This is a genomic window from Priestia filamentosa (assembly GCF_900177535.1).
Taxonomy (GTDB): Bacteria; Bacillota; Bacilli; order Bacillales; family Bacillaceae_H; genus Bacillus_I; species Bacillus_I filamentosa.
Map to the genome: position 1 here is coordinate 165321 of NZ_FXAJ01000004.1, position 18032 is coordinate 183352.

14 protein-coding genes and 1 other annotated feature are annotated in these 18032 nt (G+C 36.6%); of the genes, 10 read left to right on the forward strand and 4 right to left on the reverse strand.

Annotated features, from left to right (window positions below; genetic code table 11):
- Positions 1–987: a tryptophan--tRNA ligase gene (gene trpS, locus B9N79_RS16990; protein WP_040057151.1), complete on the reverse strand. Its 987-nt coding sequence runs from the start codon at positions 985–987 to the stop codon at positions 1–3.
- Between the two features lie 56 nt (positions 988–1043).
- Positions 1044–1246, reverse strand: a binding site (T-box leader).
- Between the two features lie 541 nt (positions 1247–1787).
- Between trpS and B9N79_RS16995 the strand changes: the two genes are divergently transcribed.
- The 6 genes from B9N79_RS16995 to B9N79_RS17020 all read left to right on the forward strand — a co-directional run bounded on the left by B9N79_RS16995 (position 1788) and on the right by B9N79_RS17020 (position 8117).
- Entirely contained in the window at positions 1788–3413 is a 1626-nt protein-coding gene (locus B9N79_RS16995) for a peptide ABC transporter substrate-binding protein (protein WP_040057252.1), read from the forward strand.
- A 103-nt stretch (positions 3414–3516) separates the two neighbouring features.
- The gene (locus B9N79_RS17000) at positions 3517–4452 is read left to right on the forward strand and encodes an ABC transporter permease (RefSeq protein WP_019393835.1); all 936 of its coding nucleotides are present in this window, start codon (positions 3517–3519) and stop codon (positions 4450–4452) included.
- Between the two features lie 3 nt (positions 4453–4455).
- Positions 4456–5373, forward strand: coding sequence for an ABC transporter permease (locus B9N79_RS17005; protein ID WP_019393834.1), 918 nt, complete (start codon positions 4456–4458; stop codon positions 5371–5373).
- A gap of 13 nt (positions 5374–5386) precedes the next feature.
- Entirely contained in the window at positions 5387–6463 is a 1077-nt protein-coding gene (locus tag B9N79_RS17010) for an ABC transporter ATP-binding protein (protein WP_040057150.1), read from the forward strand.
- Positions 6447–7388, forward strand: a complete 942-nt coding sequence (locus B9N79_RS17015) for an ABC transporter ATP-binding protein (protein ID WP_094041285.1) — start codon at positions 6447–6449, stop codon at positions 7386–7388. The genes B9N79_RS17010 and B9N79_RS17015 overlap by 17 nt, the downstream gene beginning before the upstream one ends.
- 156 nt (positions 7389–7544) lie before the next feature.
- Entirely contained in the window at positions 7545–8117 is a 573-nt protein-coding gene (locus B9N79_RS17020; protein WP_040057148.1) for a GNAT family N-acetyltransferase, read from the forward strand.
- Positions 8118–8135: 18 nt separating this feature from the next.
- Here the strand turns inward: B9N79_RS17020 and B9N79_RS17025 are convergent, their stop codons facing one another.
- Both B9N79_RS17025 and B9N79_RS17030 read right to left on the reverse strand, forming a co-directional pair.
- A complete protein-coding gene (locus B9N79_RS17025) occupies positions 8136–11186 on the reverse strand; it encodes an efflux RND transporter permease subunit (RefSeq protein ID WP_046216717.1) in 3051 nt (1016 codons plus the stop codon).
- Positions 11183–12376 (reverse strand): efflux RND transporter periplasmic adaptor subunit, encoded by a 1194-nt coding sequence (locus B9N79_RS17030; protein WP_046216718.1) that lies wholly within the window; start codon positions 12374–12376, stop codon positions 11183–11185. The genes B9N79_RS17025 and B9N79_RS17030 overlap by 4 nt, the downstream gene beginning before the upstream one ends.
- Before the next feature lie 461 nt (positions 12377–12837).
- Here B9N79_RS17030 and spxA point away from each other — a divergent pair, with 461 nt between their 5' ends.
- Entirely contained in the window at positions 12838–13236 is a 399-nt protein-coding gene (spxA, locus tag B9N79_RS17035) for a transcriptional regulator SpxA (protein WP_019393828.1), read from the forward strand.
- Between the two features lie 42 nt (positions 13237–13278).
- Here the strand turns inward: spxA and B9N79_RS17040 are convergent, their stop codons facing one another.
- A complete protein-coding gene (locus tag B9N79_RS17040; RefSeq protein WP_019393827.1) occupies positions 13279–13950 on the reverse strand; it encodes a TerC family protein in 672 nt (223 codons plus the stop codon).
- A 463-nt stretch (positions 13951–14413) separates the two neighbouring features.
- On the opposite strand from B9N79_RS17040, the gene mecA reads away from it, so the two are divergent.
- From mecA to B9N79_RS17055, 3 genes are all read left to right on the forward strand, one after another.
- Positions 14414–15091 carry an adaptor protein MecA gene (mecA, locus tag B9N79_RS17045; protein WP_019393826.1) on the forward strand — a complete coding sequence of 226 codons (678 nt, stop codon included), beginning with the start codon at positions 14414–14416 and terminating at the stop codon, positions 15089–15091.
- Positions 15092–15212: 121 nt separating this feature from the next.
- Positions 15213–16718 (forward strand): cardiolipin synthase, encoded by a 1506-nt coding sequence (cls, locus tag B9N79_RS17050; protein ID WP_046216719.1) that lies wholly within the window; start codon positions 15213–15215, stop codon positions 16716–16718.
- A 104-nt stretch (positions 16719–16822) separates the two neighbouring features.
- A complete protein-coding gene (locus B9N79_RS17055) occupies positions 16823–18010 on the forward strand; it encodes a competence protein CoiA (RefSeq protein ID WP_040057144.1) in 1188 nt (395 codons plus the stop codon).
- Positions 18011–18032 lie beyond the last annotated feature (22 nt).

An 18032-nucleotide genomic window follows, 5' to 3' on the forward strand; every position in this document is an offset into this window, starting at 1 on the left:
TTAGCGTTTGCGTCCAATCCCCATTGCATTACGCATTTTTCTAAGCATTTTATTTGCTGTTTTGTTCGCTTTTTCAGCACCTTGATCTAAAATGTCATCAAGTTCTTTTGAATCAATAAGTTCGTAATAGCGTTTCTGGATAGGAGCAAGAGCGTCAATTACGACTTGTGCTAAATCACTTTTGAACTCCCCGTAGTTTTTCCCTTCATATTGGGCTTCCAGTTCTGCAATTGTTTTATTCCCAAGGATAGAATAGATGCCAAGTAAATTTGAAATGCCTGGTTTTTCTTCGCGATTATATTTTACGATTCCTTCTGAGTCTGTTACAGCACTTTTAATTTTTTTCTCAATTTGCTTTGGCTCATCAAGCAACGTAATAAAAGCTTTTTGGTTTGGATCTGATTTGCTCATTTTTCTAGTTGGATCTGCTAATGACATAACGCGTGCACCTACTTTAGGAATACGCGGTTCTGGAATTGTGAAGATATCATTGTGTTTTCTATTAAACCGCTCTGCTAAATCACGTGTTAATTCAATATGCTGCTTTTGGTCTTCACCAACAGGTACAACATCTGTTCCATAAAGTAAGATATCTGCAGCCATCAATGGCGGATATGTGAGTAGTCCTGCAGAAACGGCTTCTTTTCCAGCGGATTTATCTTTGAACTGTGTCATTCTTTCAAGTTCTCCAATATAAGCGACGCATTGTAGCAACCATCCTGCTTCAGTATGTGCTGGAACTTCTGATTGAATAAACAGCGTTGATTTTGTTGGATCAATCCCCACTGATACGTAAAGAGCTGCTAAACTGCGGATATTTTTGCGCAGTGCTAGACGATCCTGAGGAACTGTAATTGCATGCTGATCAACAATACAAAAATAACAGTTATACTCCTCTTGTAAGTCTACAAAATGTTTCATTGCTCCAATGTAGTTCCCTAATGTAACGGAACCGCTCGGCTGAATGCCTGAAAAAATAGTTTCCATTTGTTTTTCATCCTTTCTTTATTGAACGCTAAAAAACCGATTCATCTCTAGTAAATACTAGGGACGAATCGGTTCGCGGTACCACCCTACTTGCTTTTAAAAAGCCAGCTCGTATTCAGTAACGTTGAATAATACGTCTAAGCTTTGCACTTAGAAGCTCAAAAGTCCATTCCATATGAGTAACTGTTTGTTCACACCAACCACAAACTCTCTGAAAAAGTCACATTCCATATGTACTATTCTTTCTCATTGCCTGATATTAAATCTCTGCTTCTATTATACATAAATGATTCGAATTCTCCAAACTCCAAAATGATAAAATTTTTGTGTAATATTATCTCCCATACTATATGCGAAAAGCTTTTTAGATAAAGTCATTTCGGATTCCTAAACATTGTGAATTAGCTATATGTTGGTTGTTTCACAAGAGCGGTATAGAGTTTAGCTGGTAATTTCTATCTGACAACTTCTTTTTTTTTATGAAAATTATAGAAAATTAGTATTGCAATAAATTTTTAAACTATTTATAATAAACGTAATCCACAGAAATTTTACAAGTTCATTACAACATTTTAATTTTCAGAAAAGAACAAATAAATGGTCAATTCATCCTTATGAACGCGATGTTATAAAACATTACATAATAAAATGAATAATGAGCCATTCATCTTTTATCTACTAAAAGAACTACTAATTAATACTGTCCCTATTCTGAAAATTTAGATTAGTAGGAACTTATGCGTGTGGTTGCTGACAAATAGAAAAAGGGGGAAACGATCGTGCAAAAGAAACGATGGGCAATGCTTACAAGTTTACTACTTGTTTTTACACTTGTCTTGAGCGCATGTGGATTCGGTAGTAAAGAATCTTCAAGCGGTGGAGACGGAGGTGATGGTGGTTCTAAGGACACGTTGAAGATTAATATCGGAACTGAGCCATTTTCACTACATCCTGGTTTAGCAAATGATAATGTATCAAGTAACGTTTTATTACAAACATTTGAAGGGCTAACGCGCATTGGAAAAGATGGAAAACCTGAAAACGCAATGGCTGAAAAAATTGAAACGAGTGAAGACAAGAAAACATATACTTTCACAATTCGCGATGATGCGAAATGGTCAAACGGAGATCCTGTAACAGCAGGAGATTTCGAATATGCTTGGAAATGGGCATTAGACCCGAACAACCAATCACAATATGCTTATCAGCTTTATTATATTAAAGGAGCAGAAGAAGCAAATACAAAAGGTGGAAGCCTTGATGACGTTGGCGTAAAAGCAGTTAACGACAAAACATTACAAGTTGAGCTTGTAAACCCAACACCGTTCTTTGAATCGTTAACAGCGTTCTACACGTATTACCCAGTGAACAAAAAAGTAGCTGAAGCAAATCCTGAATGGTACACAAATGCTGGTGAGAACTATGTATCAAACGGACCATTCAAAATGACGAAATGGAAGCATGGCGGTTCTATTACAGTAGAGAAGAACGATCAATATTGGGACAAGGATTCTGTAAAGTTGAAAAAGATTACAATGGCAATGGTTAAAGACGCTCAAACAAACTTAAATATGTTCAAAAAAGGTGAAATTGATTGGGCTGGTCTTCCGTTTGAATCTCTTCCAACAGAAGCGATTCCTAGTTTAGAGAAAGATGGTTCATTGAACGTTGAACCAATTGCCTCTGTATATGTGTATAAGTTTAATACAGAACAAAAACCATTCGACAATGTTAATATCCGTAAAGCACTAACTTACGCAATTAACCGTCAAGCAATTGTAGAAGAAATAACACAGGCAGGACAACTTCCAGCAATGGCGCTTGTACCGCCAACAATGGAAGGTTTTAAAGATAATGAAAAAGGCTATTTCAAAGATCATGATGTGAAAAAAGCAAAAGAATATCTTGAAAAAGGTTTAAAAGAAATGGGTCTTAAAGACGCATCAGAACTTCCGAAAATTAACCTTTCTTACAACACAGATGACGCACATGCTAAAATTGCGCAAGCAGTCCAAGAAATGTGGAAAAAAGAGCTTGGTGTTAACGTTGAGCTAGATAACTCAGAGTGGAACGTATACATTGATAAACTTCATAGCGGAAACTATCAAATTGGTCGTTTAGGCTGGCTTGCGGACTTCAACGATTCCATTAACTTCCTTGAGCTTTATCGCGATAAAGAAGGCGGAAACAATGATACGAATTGGGAAAATCCAGAATACAAAAAGCTTCTAATTGACTCTGCGCAAGAAACAGATCCGAAAAAGCGTGAACAAATGCTAAAAGACGCTGAAAAAATTATTATGGATGAGTTACCAATTGCACCAATCTATTTCTATACAAACCCATGGCTGCAAGATGAAAACTTAAAAGGAGCTGTCTTATCAGGACTTGGTGATGTACAGTTCAAATGGGCTTACTTTGAATAAAAAGTAATTTCATATGAAGACGGAAAGTATATGAGAGTCGTGTTCTCATATACTTTTCTGTCTGAAAAACGCAAAATTTGTCAAACCGTGGAGGTGTAGTGCTTTGTTAAGATACATTGGAAAAAGACTAGTTTATATTCTTATTACACTATGGATTATTGTGACAGCTACGTTTTTCCTTATGCAAGCAGCACCAGGGGGACCGTTTTCCGGAGAGAAAAAGCTTCCACCTGAGATTGAAGCAAACTTAAATGCACATTATGGTCTAGATCAGCCGCTTTATAAGCAATATTTTGATTACTTAGTTTCAGTAGCACAGTGGGATTTTGGTCCATCATTTAAATATAAAGGTCAGACAGTAAATGACCTCATTAATTCAGGATTTCCAATTTCTTTTACATTAGGAATGGAAGCGATTCTACTTGCTTTAGCGCTAGGAGTGCTATTAGGAGTTATTGGAGCATTAAATCATAATAAATGGCCGGATTATACGGTAGCTGTTATTGCTGTACTTGGAATATCTATCCCAAGCTTTATTATGGCAGCTGCTCTTCAGTATATCTTTGCCATGAAGCTAGGTTTATTCCCTGTTGCACAGTGGGAGTCATGGGCACATACATTTTTACCAACACTAGCCCTTGCTGCAACCCCGATGGCATTTATTGCTCGACTTACTCGTTCTAGCATGATTGAAGTACTAGGAAGCGATTATATCCGCACAGCAAAAGCAAAAGGATTAAGTAGAGCAAGAGTAACCATTACGCACGGCATTCGTAATGCAATGCTTCCGGTTATTACGTATATGGGACCTATGACTGCTGGAGTATTAACAGGAAGTTTTGTTATTGAAGATATCTTTGGAATACCGGGTCTTGGGGCTCACTTCGTTAACAGTATTACAAACCGTGATTATACAGTAATCATGGGCGTTACCGTCTTCTTCGGTGTCATCTTACTATTATGTGTATTACTTGTTGATATTCTATACGGATTTATTGATCCGCGTATTAAAATCTCCAAAGCGAAGAAAGGAGCTTAACTCATGCAACAAATTCCAAAAGAGATGTTTGAACCTGTATCTACTAATCATAATGAGGCTGAGAAAATTTCGAAGCCGAGTCTATCATTTTGGAAAGACGCTTTTCTTCGCTATCGAGAGAACAAGCTTGCGATGTTTGGCACAGTGCTGATTATTCTTCTCTTAGTAATGGCTATCTTTGCTCCAATATTTTCAAAATATGACTATGAAACAACAAATTTATTAAATACAAATCAACCTCCTTCAAGTGAGCACTGGTTTGGAACGGATGACCTTGGACGAGATATTTTCGTCAGAACATGGGAAGGTGCACGTATTTCTCTTTTCATCGGCCTTGCTGCTGCTTTTATTGACTTAATTATTGGGGTGATTTGGGGAAGTATTGCAGGTTTTCGCGGTGGGAAAACCGATGAAGCAATGATGCGGATTGCAGATATTTTATGGGCAATTCCTTATCTTTTAATGGTTGTTCTTTTAATGGTTATTTTGGATAAAGGACTGCTTCCAATGATTATTGCAATGTCGATTACAGGATGGATTAATATGGCTCGTATTGTACGCGGGCAAGTGCTCCAATTAAAAAACCAAGAGTTTGTGCTTGCTTCTCAAACATTAGGGGCAAAAACAAGTCGCCTATTGTTTAAACACCTTATTCCAAACTCAATGGGTCCTATTCTTGTAACAATGACGTTAACGATTCCAAGCGCTATTTTCACAGAAGCATTTCTAAGCTATCTTGGCCTTGGGGTTCCAGCTCCATTAGCAAGTTGGGGAACAATGGCAACAGAAGGAGTACCAGCCCTTGAATACTATCCATGGCGTTTGCTTTTCCCAGCCACGTTTATTTGCTTAACGATTTTTGCATTTAACGTAATTGGAGACGGACTGCGTGATGCGTTAGATCCAAAACAAAGAAAATAAGGGAGGGTGAAAGATGTCACATTTACTAGAAGTGAAAAACTTATCAGTATCATTTAAAACATACGGTGGGGAAGTCCAAGCGATTCGAGGCGTGAATTTTCATTTGGATAAAGGTGAAACACTTGCGATTGTAGGGGAATCTGGATCAGGGAAAAGTGTAACATCACAAACAATTATGAAACTCATCCCAATGCCTCCTGGTTTTATTAAAAATGGGGAGATATTGCTTGATGGAGATGATATCGTTCCAAAAACAGAAAAACAAATGCAGGCTATCCGTGGAAAAGATATTGGGATGATTTTTCAGGACCCAATGACAGCTCTTAACCCAACAATGAAAGTTGGAAAACAAATTACAGAAGTTCTTTTCAAACATGAAAAAATCTCAAAAGAGGATGCAAAAAAGCGTGCAATTGAGCTATTAGAGCTTGTTGGGATACCAATGCCTGAAAAACGAGTCAATCAATATCCTCATGAATTCAGCGGTGGAATGAGACAGCGCGTTGTTATCGCCATTGCGCTTGCTGCAAAACCGAAGTTGTTGATTGCAGATGAGCCAACAACAGCACTTGATGTAACAATTCAAGCTCAGATTTTAGAGCTTATGAAAGATTTACAAAAGAAAATTGACACAGCTATTATTTTCATCACGCATGATCTTGGAGTTGTTGCTAACGTAGCAGACAGAGTAGCGGTTATGTATGCAGGGCAAATTGTTGAAACAGGAACAGTCGATGAGATTTTCTATAATCCAAAGCATCCATACACATGGGGGCTGCTTGCTTCAATGCCAAGTCTTGATAACGATGCGCAAACAGAGCTTCTAGCTATTCCTGGCACACCTCCAGACTTGATTAACCCGCCAAAAGGAGATGCTTTTGCGCTAAGAAGTTCATATGCGATGAAAATTGATTTTGAACAAGAACCACCAATGTTCAAAGTGTCAGACACGCACTATGCAAAGACATGGCTTTTACATCCAGACGCACCAAAAGTTGAACCACCACTTGCTGTTCAAAAACGCATTAAAGCACTTAATACAAGTTACGATAACCCAGTGTTAATTGAGGAAGGTGAGCAAAATGGCTGAGAAACTGCTTGAAATTCAAAATTTAAAACAGCATTTCCCATCTTCCAAAGGAACGGTAAAGGCTGTTGACGGGATTACATTTGATATTTATAAAGGTGAAACACTTGGACTTGTAGGAGAGTCTGGGTGCGGGAAATCAACAACAGGCAGAAGTATTATTAGACTTTATAATGCAACAGATGGAAAAGTTCTTTATGAAGGAAATGATGTTCACGATAAAAAATCACGCTCAGAGTTATTACAGTTCAACCGAAAAATGCAAATGATTTTTCAAGATCCTTATGCATCTCTTAATCCACGTATGACCGTTGGCGATATTATTGCCGAAGGCATCGATATCCATGGTTTAGCGAAAAATCGAAAAGATCGTATGGAAAGAGTATATAGTCTTCTGAATACAGTTGGATTAAATAGAGAACATGCAAACCGCTACCCGCATGAATTTAGCGGTGGACAACGTCAAAGAATTGGTATTGCACGAGCGCTTGCTGTTGAACCTGAGTTTATTATTGCAGATGAACCAATCTCAGCTCTTGATGTATCAATTCAAGCTCAAGTTGTAAACTTATTGAAAAAACTGCAGCGCGAGCGTGGACTAACCTATTTGTTTATCGCTCATGATTTATCAATGGTCAAATATATTAGTGATCGAATTGCAGTAATGTACTTTGGGAAAATCGTTGAGCTTGCAACAAGTGAAGAGCTTTATCGTAATCCAATACATCCATATACAAAAGCCCTTTTATCAGCTATTCCGCTTCCAGATCCTGATTTTGAACGAAAGCGTGTAAGACAATCATATGACGTGACAGTACATGACTATACAAATGAAACACCTTCACTTCAAGAAGTTGCTGATGGTCATTTTGTTTATTGTTCAGAGTCAGAGCTTATTCAATATCAAAAAGATTATTATAAAAGTTAGCGAGCATACTCTTTTAGAGTTTGCTCTTTTTTAGATTTCAAAGAAGTTTAGGTTTTCTTCTTCACGGGTATGGGAAGAATGGTTATAGAGCGACTCACTTTTTAATTTGGATAAAAGGGAGAACGCTAAAAAATAAGGGAGGACTACTATAAGACAATGAATTGGTATGAGAAACTGAGCGAATATTTTCCGGTGGAGGAAATGAAATCAAAGGACCATATTGAGGCACTGCTAAGTGAACAAGGAGATATTTATCACAAAGATGAAAGTTCAAACCACGTTTTAATGTATGTGGAATTTGATGAGTTTTTATTTATTGATTATTTATTCGTATCAGGTAAAACAAGAGGGCAAGGTCTTGGTAATAAACTCCTTGATAAACTCAAAGATAAAAGAAAACCAATCATTCTAGAAGTGGAACCCGTTGATGAAGATGATCATGATACAGAAAAACGACTTCGTTTCTACAAGAGAGCAGGTTTTAAACATGCTCGTTCAATTGGCTATCGTCGCCGTTCTCTTGCTACAAATGAAGTGAATACAATGGAGATTCTATATTGGTCACCTAATGAAGAAACAGAAGAAGATATTTTAGAGCATATGAAAAGAACATATGAGACAATTCATACTTATAAAGATAAACAATGGTATGGCAGATCTTATCTAAATGCTGATGAAGTATTAAAGCTTCGTGAAGAAGAACATGATAACATTCTAGATGATTTATAAAAAAGACAGGATGAATATTCATCCTGTCTTTTCCTTTTTCTTTATCCTTCTTTGTTCGAACATATAGTATAAAGTTGGAATGAAAATGAGCGTAATAAAAGTAGAAACTGTAAGACCAAATATAATGACAATTGCCATTGGACGCTGGATTTCTGTGCCTTCTCCAATCCCGAACATAAGGGGAAGAAGGCCAAGAACAGATGTGAGAGCTGTCATCATAATAGGGCGGAGTCTTGTAGGGCCAGCGAGTAAAATGGCTGCTTTGGCATCGTATCCTTCTTCTCTGAGCTGCTTTAAATAGTCTATAAGCACAATGGCGTTATTAACCACAATGCCTGTCAAAATAAGAATTCCCACAAGAGAACCAACCCCAAGCGGTTCATTTGTGATGAAGAGCCCAAGAATAATCCCAATGAATGTTAATGGAACGGAAAACATAATTAAAAAAGGATGAAAAAACGATTCAAACTGAGCAGCCATTACCATATAAACAAGTACAACGGCAAGTGCAAGGGCAAGAGATAATTTATAAAAAGCATCATTCATTTGTTCATTTTGTCCGCCAAAGGTTACTTTGTATTGATCATTTGGTAACGGCAAGTTTTCTTTCAATGTTTTTTCAATATCTTTCGTAATGGTACCGAGATCACGATTTAGAATATCAGCATTTACGGTAATCTCTCTTACTCTGTCACTTCTTGTAATTTGAGAAGGACCCGTATCTCTTGAAATGGATGAGACAGCTTTTAAAGGAATAGATGCCCCCCCTTGTGTTTGAATAGTAAGATTCTCAAGCTCCTCTGTTGAGGAAATGTACTTTTCGTCTACGAGAAGACGAACATCAAGCTCTTCACCAGCGTTTCCTGAAAGTTTTGTTGCAACAAGACCTTTAGTGGCGTCTGAGACTGTTTGAGCAACAGAAGCACTGCCAATTCCATATTGAGCAGCTTTATTACGATTAATAGAAATACTAACTTCAGGATTTCCTTCTTCATAATTTGCTTTCGGTTCTCTTACTCCATCTACTTTTGAAATAAGGTTAATTGTTTGGTCTGAAAGGCTTCGCAATGTTTCAAGATTAGGACCTGATATTTTCAAAGAAATAGGATTAGCAGAAAAACCAGAAGTCCCAGAGGAAACCGTAATATCTGCGTTTGGGATGTTTTTTAACTTCTGGCGAATGTCCTCTGCAATTTCTAAATCGGTTCTTGAACGATTTCCGATATCTGTTAATAGAACGCTATAATTTGCTTCATTATTGCTATTTCTGCCACCCATTGAAAAACTGCTGCTGCCACCAATCGTAACGTACGTGTTCGCAATTTCTTCAACAGGTCTTATTCTCTCATTAATTTCCTTTACTTTTCGGTACGTTTTCTCAACTGTACTTCCAGGAGGAAGTTCAGCCTCAATAGATAGATAGCTTTGATCTTGTGAGGGTAAAAACTCTGTGCCAATAAAAGGTATCCCTGCAAAGGAAAGAAGAAAAAGAACAATAACAACACCGACCGTTTTTTTCGGATGTTTTAACGAAGAGGAAAGCAGTGCTTTATAGCGATTGTTGAATTTATCGAAGACACTTTTTTTCTCAATCTCCTTTAACTTTAAAATTAGAGAAGAAAGAAGAGGAACGATAATAAGGGCCGTAAATAGAGCGGCAAACTGAGAGTATGAAACAACAAGAGCAAGCGGTTTGAAAAGTTGAGCAGCAAGGCCATCGACAAAGATAATCGGTAGAAATACAACAACGCTTGTAAGAGTAGAAGCAATAATTGCCTGTCCAACTTGATTGGTACCTTTTATAGCGGCGTCTTTTTTTCCTTCTCCTTCTTGTCTTAAACGATAAATGTTCTCCAAAATAACAATGGCATTATCAACCATCATTCCGACACCTAAGGCAAGCCCACCAAGCGTCAATAAATTGAGTGTTTGGTTACTGAAATACATAAATATAAACGTTGTCATAATGGACAGTGGAATCGCTAAGGAAATAATCATTGTACTTCTAAAGTTTCGTAAAAATAGAAAAAGAACGAAAGCAGCAAGTAAACTTCCTACAATCATATTGCTTGAGACAGCAGAAATGGATTGGTTAATAAACATACTTTGATCGAAGATGGTCTGAATCTGAATGTTGCTTGGAAGCTCTTCTTTCAAATTTTCTATCTCATTATGAATATTTTTAGCAACTTGTACTGTATTTGTTCCTGACTGTTTTAAAATAGAAAGACCAACAGCGTCTTTTCCATTTAAATAACTTAACCCATTTTCTCTTTGTGCTTTTTGTTCTATTCCTACTAAATCGTTTAAAAGAACAATTCCTTTCTTAGTTGGAATGGGAAGCATTTCTAAATCATTTAAAGAGTCAAACTTACCTGTAATGCGAATTGGCAGTGTTTCTTGGTGATCTTCCACATTTCCGCTAGGTAAATCAATATTCTCTGATCCAATGATTTCTTGTAGATTCTTCAATGTGATGCCATAAGAAAGTAGCTTTTGCGGATTTGCAATAAGTTGAACTTCTCTTTCTGGTCCACCTTCAATAGAAGTTGAGGCAATTCCATCGAGCCGGTCAACCGCTGCCTTTACTTCCTTCTCTGCTACTTCTTTTGCGTTTTCAATATTTCCCTTTGTATCTGTTATAGCAAGCTGCATAATGGGAAGATCACTTGGGTTGAAGCGAAGTACTTTTGGTGTTTGGACACCATCTGGTAGAACATCACGAACCGCATCAATTTGTTCTCTCATTTTTAGAGTGGCAAAATCCATATCTGTCCCCCAATTAAACTGAACAAGAACAAGAGCACCACCATTTTGAGAAACAGAAGAAACCTTTTCAATATTTGGAATGGTCCCCATTGCACCTTCAATCGGTTGGGCAAGCAAATTTTCTACTTCTGTTGGACTCGCTCCATCATATGTAGCTGTCACAACGGCTGTAGGAAAGGTAAGTTCAGGAAATAAATCAATAGACATGTTTTTAACGCTAACACTGCCAAGGATAATAAGAAAGAGAATAACCATTGACATAGCAATAGGACGAAGAACAGAGAATTGGACAATTTTCATGAAACGTCTCCTTTGATCACTTCTACATCACTGGTGTCATTTACATCTTCTTTTCCTTCAATAATTACAAGGTCTCCTTTTTTTAGCCCTTTTTTCACTTCATATGCATTATCACTTTTTATTCCAAGTTCAATTTCTCGTCGTTGTGCTTTATTATGATTTGCAACATAAACGTATGGTTTAGAATTGTTATAAAGCAAAGCTTCTACTGGAACTGTAAGAGCATCTTTGACTTCTTGAACAGAAACCGAGGCAGAAACCCGAACACCACTTTTAATGGCACCGTTCTCATTTTGTACAGAAATGGAAGCAGGAAATAGGCCTGTCTCTGGATTTGCTGTTGGAGAAATGCTTGTAACTGTTGCTCGGTAGTTTTCTTTAATTCCATCAAAAGCAAGGGAAGCATTCATATTTGGTTTTATTTCTGCTATTTCATAGCTGTTTAGCTGAAATGTTGCTTGTATTGTATCTTGATTCACAATGACAGCAGCAGGAGAGTTTGGTGAAAGTGGACTTCCTTCCACAGCTGTAATATCTGCAACTTGTCCACTGAAAGGAGCCCTGAGGACAGTGTTTTCAACCGCTGTCTTAGCTTCATCAACCGCTACTTGTGCTTGTTGTTTTTGTAGATTCAACGTTTCTGCTGGGACAGTTGTTGTTTGGTTTTCTAGAATCTTTTGAGAAAGTTGAGCCTGAGTTACCACTACTTCTAGGCCTTTTGCTAAAGCTTCTTGTTGTCTTTTTTCTCCTTGCTCTATTCCCTCTAACAGAGATTTAGAAGCAGAAATAGAGGTTTGCAAATCTTTACGAAGCTTTTGAACTTCAGCACCAATTTCTTCATTTTTAGTTTCATTTAGAATGGAATCAATAGATGATAATGTATCCGATGCTGTATTAAGCTGTTGCTGAGCTTTTGTATCGTTAAGCGTAATAAGCACATCTCCTTTTTCTACGCTATCGCCTACTTTAACATGAACTTTTTCCACAGGAAGGGGGAGAGATGTTACAATAGGAGCCTGTTTGGCAGGCTTAGCTATGCCTGATAGCTCCATTAGCCCTGATATATCTTGTTCTTTTACTTTGGCTGTTTGAATGGGGATGGCTGTTTTCTCAGTATTATCCGTTGTAATTTCTTTTGGAGCACAAGCAGCTAAAGTAAGAATACTGGTTATTAACCATAACTTACGCATATGTTCACCGCCTTGATGAGTTTATGTAGTATCTCTTCATAAATAAATGAACTCATATTTAACGTGCGCTCTTTTTCAACTTTTATAACGAAAAGGGAGGAATATTCCTTCAGATAAGCCAAATTTTACAGGATAACTTCCTTTTTAAGAAAAGAAAAATAATTTGTTCAAAAAGTTGTCACGAATATTTATCAAGAACATGAAACCCCTTATGACGTTTATTCGTATATTAGGTGTGGTAAAAAAAAAGGGAAGCACAAGAAAAATTCGAAAAAGTATACCATTAAGGTCAGATTTGTTGTATAATACTGATAGAGATTCTCAATTTAAACTTATTTTAAATTAGTATCTATTTTAAATAAGTATTATACAAACTATGCTATTTTTAGTATACAAAAAAGAACCGCTTCCATCATGTTTGAAGTGTTTATGATTTTATTCCAATGAGGAGGAATGAAAGAATGGTTACACTATATACTTCACCAAGTTGTACTTCATGTCGAAAAGCAAGAGCGTGGTTAGAGGAAAATGATATTGCTTATACAGAACGTAACATTTTTTCAGAGCCATTGTCTATTGATGAGATTAAAGAAGTTCTGCGTATGACTGAGGACGGAACAGATGAAATTATTTCAACTCGTTCTAAAACGTTCCAAAAGCTGAACGTTCAGCTCGATGCAATGCCATTAAAAGATTTATACAGTCTAATTAAAGACAACCCTGGTTTATTGCGTCGCCCAATTATTCTTGATGAAAAACGCCTGCAAGTTGGATATAACGAAGATGAGATTCGTCGTTTCTTACCAAGAAAAGTTCGTACATTTCAACTACGTGAAGCACAAAAATTGGTTAACGAATAAGAAACATATTTCTTTCTATAAAAAAAGTGGCTTAACAATAAGTTAAGCCACTTTTTTTCGATTTGTCTTTTTTTGATTGACAATAAATCCAATTGCAACGACAAATATAACAAGCAGTGTTGGAACAATGTAGAGAGTTGACGAGGAGTGAAAGAAAAAAGCAAGCTTTTCTTCGTGGGTGATCATTTTACCTGCTGTAAACGCAAGGATACCAGAACCAACGTATACAAGAAAAGAAAATTGCTCCATCAAGTAAAGAACTATTTTGCTTCCCCAGACAATAATTGGAACTGAAACAAGCAAGCCAATGACAACAAATGTTAAGTTTCCGTGTGCAGCTCCAGCGACAGCTAGTACGTTATCAAGACCCATTACAATGTCCGCAAAAACAATCGTTTTGATGGCCGCAAAAATGGACACACTAGCCTTAATATGTTGTTGTTCTTCTTCTTGGATCAGTAGCTTAATGGCAATGCTTATGAGCAAAATACCACCAGCGAACTGTAAATAAGGGATCGTAAGCAAATAGACAGCAACCATTGTCAGAAGAATGCGTACTATAATGGCAAGGCCTGTACCAAGTACAATCGCTTTATTACGCTGATTTTCTGGTAAGTTGCGGCAAGCAAGAGCAATAACAATGGCATTATCGCCTCCAAGTACAATGTCAATGCCGATAATCATTAAAATAATGGTGAGCGCTTCAAGTTCCAATTTGACATCCTCCCATCTTCATTACCTAAATATATTCAAAAAAGTCTCAAGCTTGTCTGTTATTTTTTAATTGAAGAAAAAAAGTGATATGAGAGTCTTCTCAAACATTTTATTTTCTTTCTGAGGTATTTTGTCATACAATGAAGATATAATTTACCGTAGTAATGAATATCTACAGTGAGAGCAGAAGTTTTTAGTACCGAAGTCTTCCACTTCTATTCAAAGTCCTTTTTGGGAAACTAATGTTAAGATTTAAAAAGGGAGAGAGGAAGAAACTTTACGAAAAACGTGTTCTAGTGTAGAATATGTCCAACGCAAAGCAAAGAGCTGATGTATAACGTTTTCTCGGAGCGATTAAGAATGAATGTAAGTGGGTAAAAGAAATACAAAAAAGGGGTCATACCGTCCCTTCAGAAACAGGTCAAATGCCTTGTAATGAAAACGAGAAGGGAGAGAGCTACGAATGGAAATAGAACGCATAAATGAAAATACAGTAAAATTTTACGTTTCCTATATTGATATAGAAGAAAGAGGCTTCGATCGAAATGAAATTTGGTTTAGTCGCGAACGAAGTGAAGAACTCTTTTGGGATATGATGGATGAAGTTCATCACAAAGAGGAGTTTACAATTGAAGGTCCTCTTTGGATTCAAGTGCAAGCAATGGATAAAGGAATCGAGGTTGTCGTTACACGAGCAAGTCTTTCTAAAGATGGTCAAAAATTTGAAGTCCCTGTTGGGGAAGACAAAAAAATTGATATTCCTGTTGATGAAAAGTTGGAATCCTTGCTTGATGATCATAATATAAGTGAAGTTGCTGAAGATGAAAATGATGAAGAATCCCTTCAGTTTGTACTTCATTTTAAAGATTTTGAAGATCTAATTTCTTTAAGTCATCGTATTCAGCTTCCCGAAATTCCGAACAATTTATATGCTTTCGAAAATCGTTACTACTTATACGTAGAGTTTTTCAACTGCCAAGATGACATTGAAAAGTTAGACGATATTCTTAGCATTTTGCTTGAATATAGTGAAGAATCAAGAACAACTGTTCATCATCTTGAAGAGTACGGTAAGCTTGTTATGAAAGAGAATGCACTAGAAGAAGTAAAAAAACATTTCCCACTTCTTGCAAATTCTTAACTTTTAGTTTTGAGCTTGAAGGTTGTGCGATATATATAATATGTGGAGAATGAGTCGTTGCCTTGTTGTGGTAACGACTTTCTGTTTTTTCACAATATAAAATGAAATAGGTGCATATTTGTTGAAGAACGGAATTAAGCTTATTTTATTTGTTTTCGTTACCGTCTCCTTCGTTCTATTAACTGAACGTTTATGGAACAGTACACTGCTTGGCATCTTGAGCGTTCTTATGACAATAAGCGTTATTTTCATTAGCATCCTTATTTCTTTAGAAAATCGCCATCCTAACCAGACGCTTACTTGGCTCGTTGTTCTTGGAAGTTTCCCACTTTTTGGCTTCATTTTTTATATATTTTTTGGACGTAACGTTCGGAAACGAAGACTTTTCGAAAAGAAAGGGAAGTTAGATGAAAAAGTTCTCAAAGAACAAGAGGGAGAACTTTTTAAAGATGTTCAACATCCGTTTAATCAGCACGAAAAACGATTGTTCTATCTTGCTCATAATGTTGGTAAAAGCCCAATTTCCTTTAAAACTGAAACGGAAACATTAACAAATGGAACAGAAACGTTTGCTACCATTATAAACGCTTTGTATAGTGCAAGACATCACATTCATTTAGAATATTATATTGTAAGAAGTGATAAGTTAGGAAATCAGATTAAAGAAATTCTCATTGAAAAAGCTTTGCAAGGTGTGAAAGTTCGTTTTTTATACGATGCAGTAGGAAGTTTTAAACTGAAAAAAAAGTATATAAAAGAGCTTGTAAAGGCAGGAGTAGAAATGGTTCCTTTTCTGCCTGTTACTTTCCCGTTGCTAACAAGCAAAGTGAATTTTAGAAACCATCGTAAGTTAATTATTGTAGACGGCTCTATTGGTTTTGTTGGTGGATTGAATATTGGAGAAGAGTATCTTGGACATAGCAGGCATTATGGATTTTGGCGTGACACCCATTTGAAAATAAGAGGAGAAGGTGTTCGTTCTCTTCAGCTTACCTTTTTACAGGACTGGTATTACATGACAGGAGAGGATTTGTTGAACTCTATGTATCTTTTTTCAACACTTCCTGATGTGAAAAAAGACGGTGGTGTCCAAATTATTGCTGGAGGTCCTGATAGAGAATTTCAAGTGATTAAGCAGCTTTTTTTCTCTATGATTACAACAGCAAGAGAGTCTGTTTGGATTGCATCTCCTTATTTTATTCCTGATGAAGATATTGTGACTGCTTTAAAAGTCGCTTCTTTGAGCGGTGTTGACGTGCGAATTTTAACTCCGAAACGGCCTGATAAAAAGATTGTTTTTTATGCTTCTCGGTCTTACTTTCCTGAGTTGATGGGAGCTGGAGTGAAAATATATGAATATGAAAAAGGTTTTTTACACAGCAAAATTATTATCGTAGATCATGAAATAGCTTCCATTGGGACAGCTAATATGGATATGAGGAGCTTTCATCTGAATTTTGAAGTTAATGCTTTTCTTTATAAAACGGGAAGCACCCAGAAACTTGTGTATGCTTTTTTAGAAGATTTTGAGGATGCGAATCATCTAGAAAGTAAGCAATTTGCTCAAAGGTCTTTAGCCATTCGTCTTATAGAATCAGCGTGTAGACTCCTATCTCCTCTTTTATAAAGTTCTCTTATTGAGAACTTTTTTTATGGGAAAAAGGATTTTAGAAAATGTTGTCGAATAATGACTCGTACTCTAAAAAAACAAAAAGGGGAGGTTTTAAAATTTTGCTTGTTGCTCAAACTGAAACAGGTCAAAAGATTACTTTGTTAGAACGCTATTCATATGATTATTATCAAGCCCTAAAGGAAACAAAGTTTTACTGTCCAATTTGTAAAGGAAAGCTTATATTGAAAGTAGGGGTGAAAAACATTGCTCACTTTGCTCACGAACCGCAATCATCATGTGCCTGCGAATATGAAAGAGAAACACCTTATCATTTAGAGGGGAAAAAAGGCCTCTACAGATGGCTCGAAAAACAAACAAAAGTAAAAATGGAAGAATATTTGCCTTCTATATCACAGCGTCCTGATCTTTTTTTACCTGCTTCTCATATCGCTATTGAATTTCAATGTTCAGCTCTTTCGCTTGAAGCACTTCGAAAGCGAAATAAAGGCTATTACCGTTTAAATGTTACGCCTCTTTGGATCTTAAGTGCGAAACGTTTTAGAAGAAATACAAAAGGAAGTCTGAAGGTATCCTATAATGAATGGAAGTTTCTTCAACCCCCAGTTTCTCATTCATCTCCCTATCTCCTCTATTATTGTCCGAATTTTTCCCGTTTTACTATCGTTAGCGATATTATAGCTTTCTCCCCGACATCTGTATTTGCCACTGTTTCTTACTACAGCACAGCTTCCTTATCTCTCCACTCTCTTTTTCATCCCCGTTACTCAAAAGCTTCTTTCTTTGTGCCTTGGGTTATTAAAAAAGGAGAATGGAGAATGAAATACGCCTTATATCCGAAAAATCCGTACGCCCCTCTTTTAAAACTTCTCTATACTAACCATATTCCTCCTTCTCATTTTCCTAGTGAGGCCGGTCTGCCTGTAAAAAGTGGTTATTTCATTGAGAGCCATTCTTGTGTGTGGCAACTTTATATATTACTTGATCATTTTCTACCTCAAAAAAGAAATTGTATTATCCACTATGAAACCATTCTCAAGCAGTTTAAAAGAAGGATACAAAGTCGACATGTAAAATTACGAGAACTTCCGATGATAACAAAAGGAAGCTTTGAAGACGCTTTGAAAGAATATTTAAGGTTGCTTAGTACTGTTGGATTTATTACTGAGATAGAAACCAATTGCTTTTTAATCAACAGAATGTGGACAACAATGCCTATACACAAGCATCCAATTGATGGGGACTATCAAATTATGAATAAACTCCAACTCAAACAGCAAAAAGGATGACAGCATAGAAAGAAAACGATAC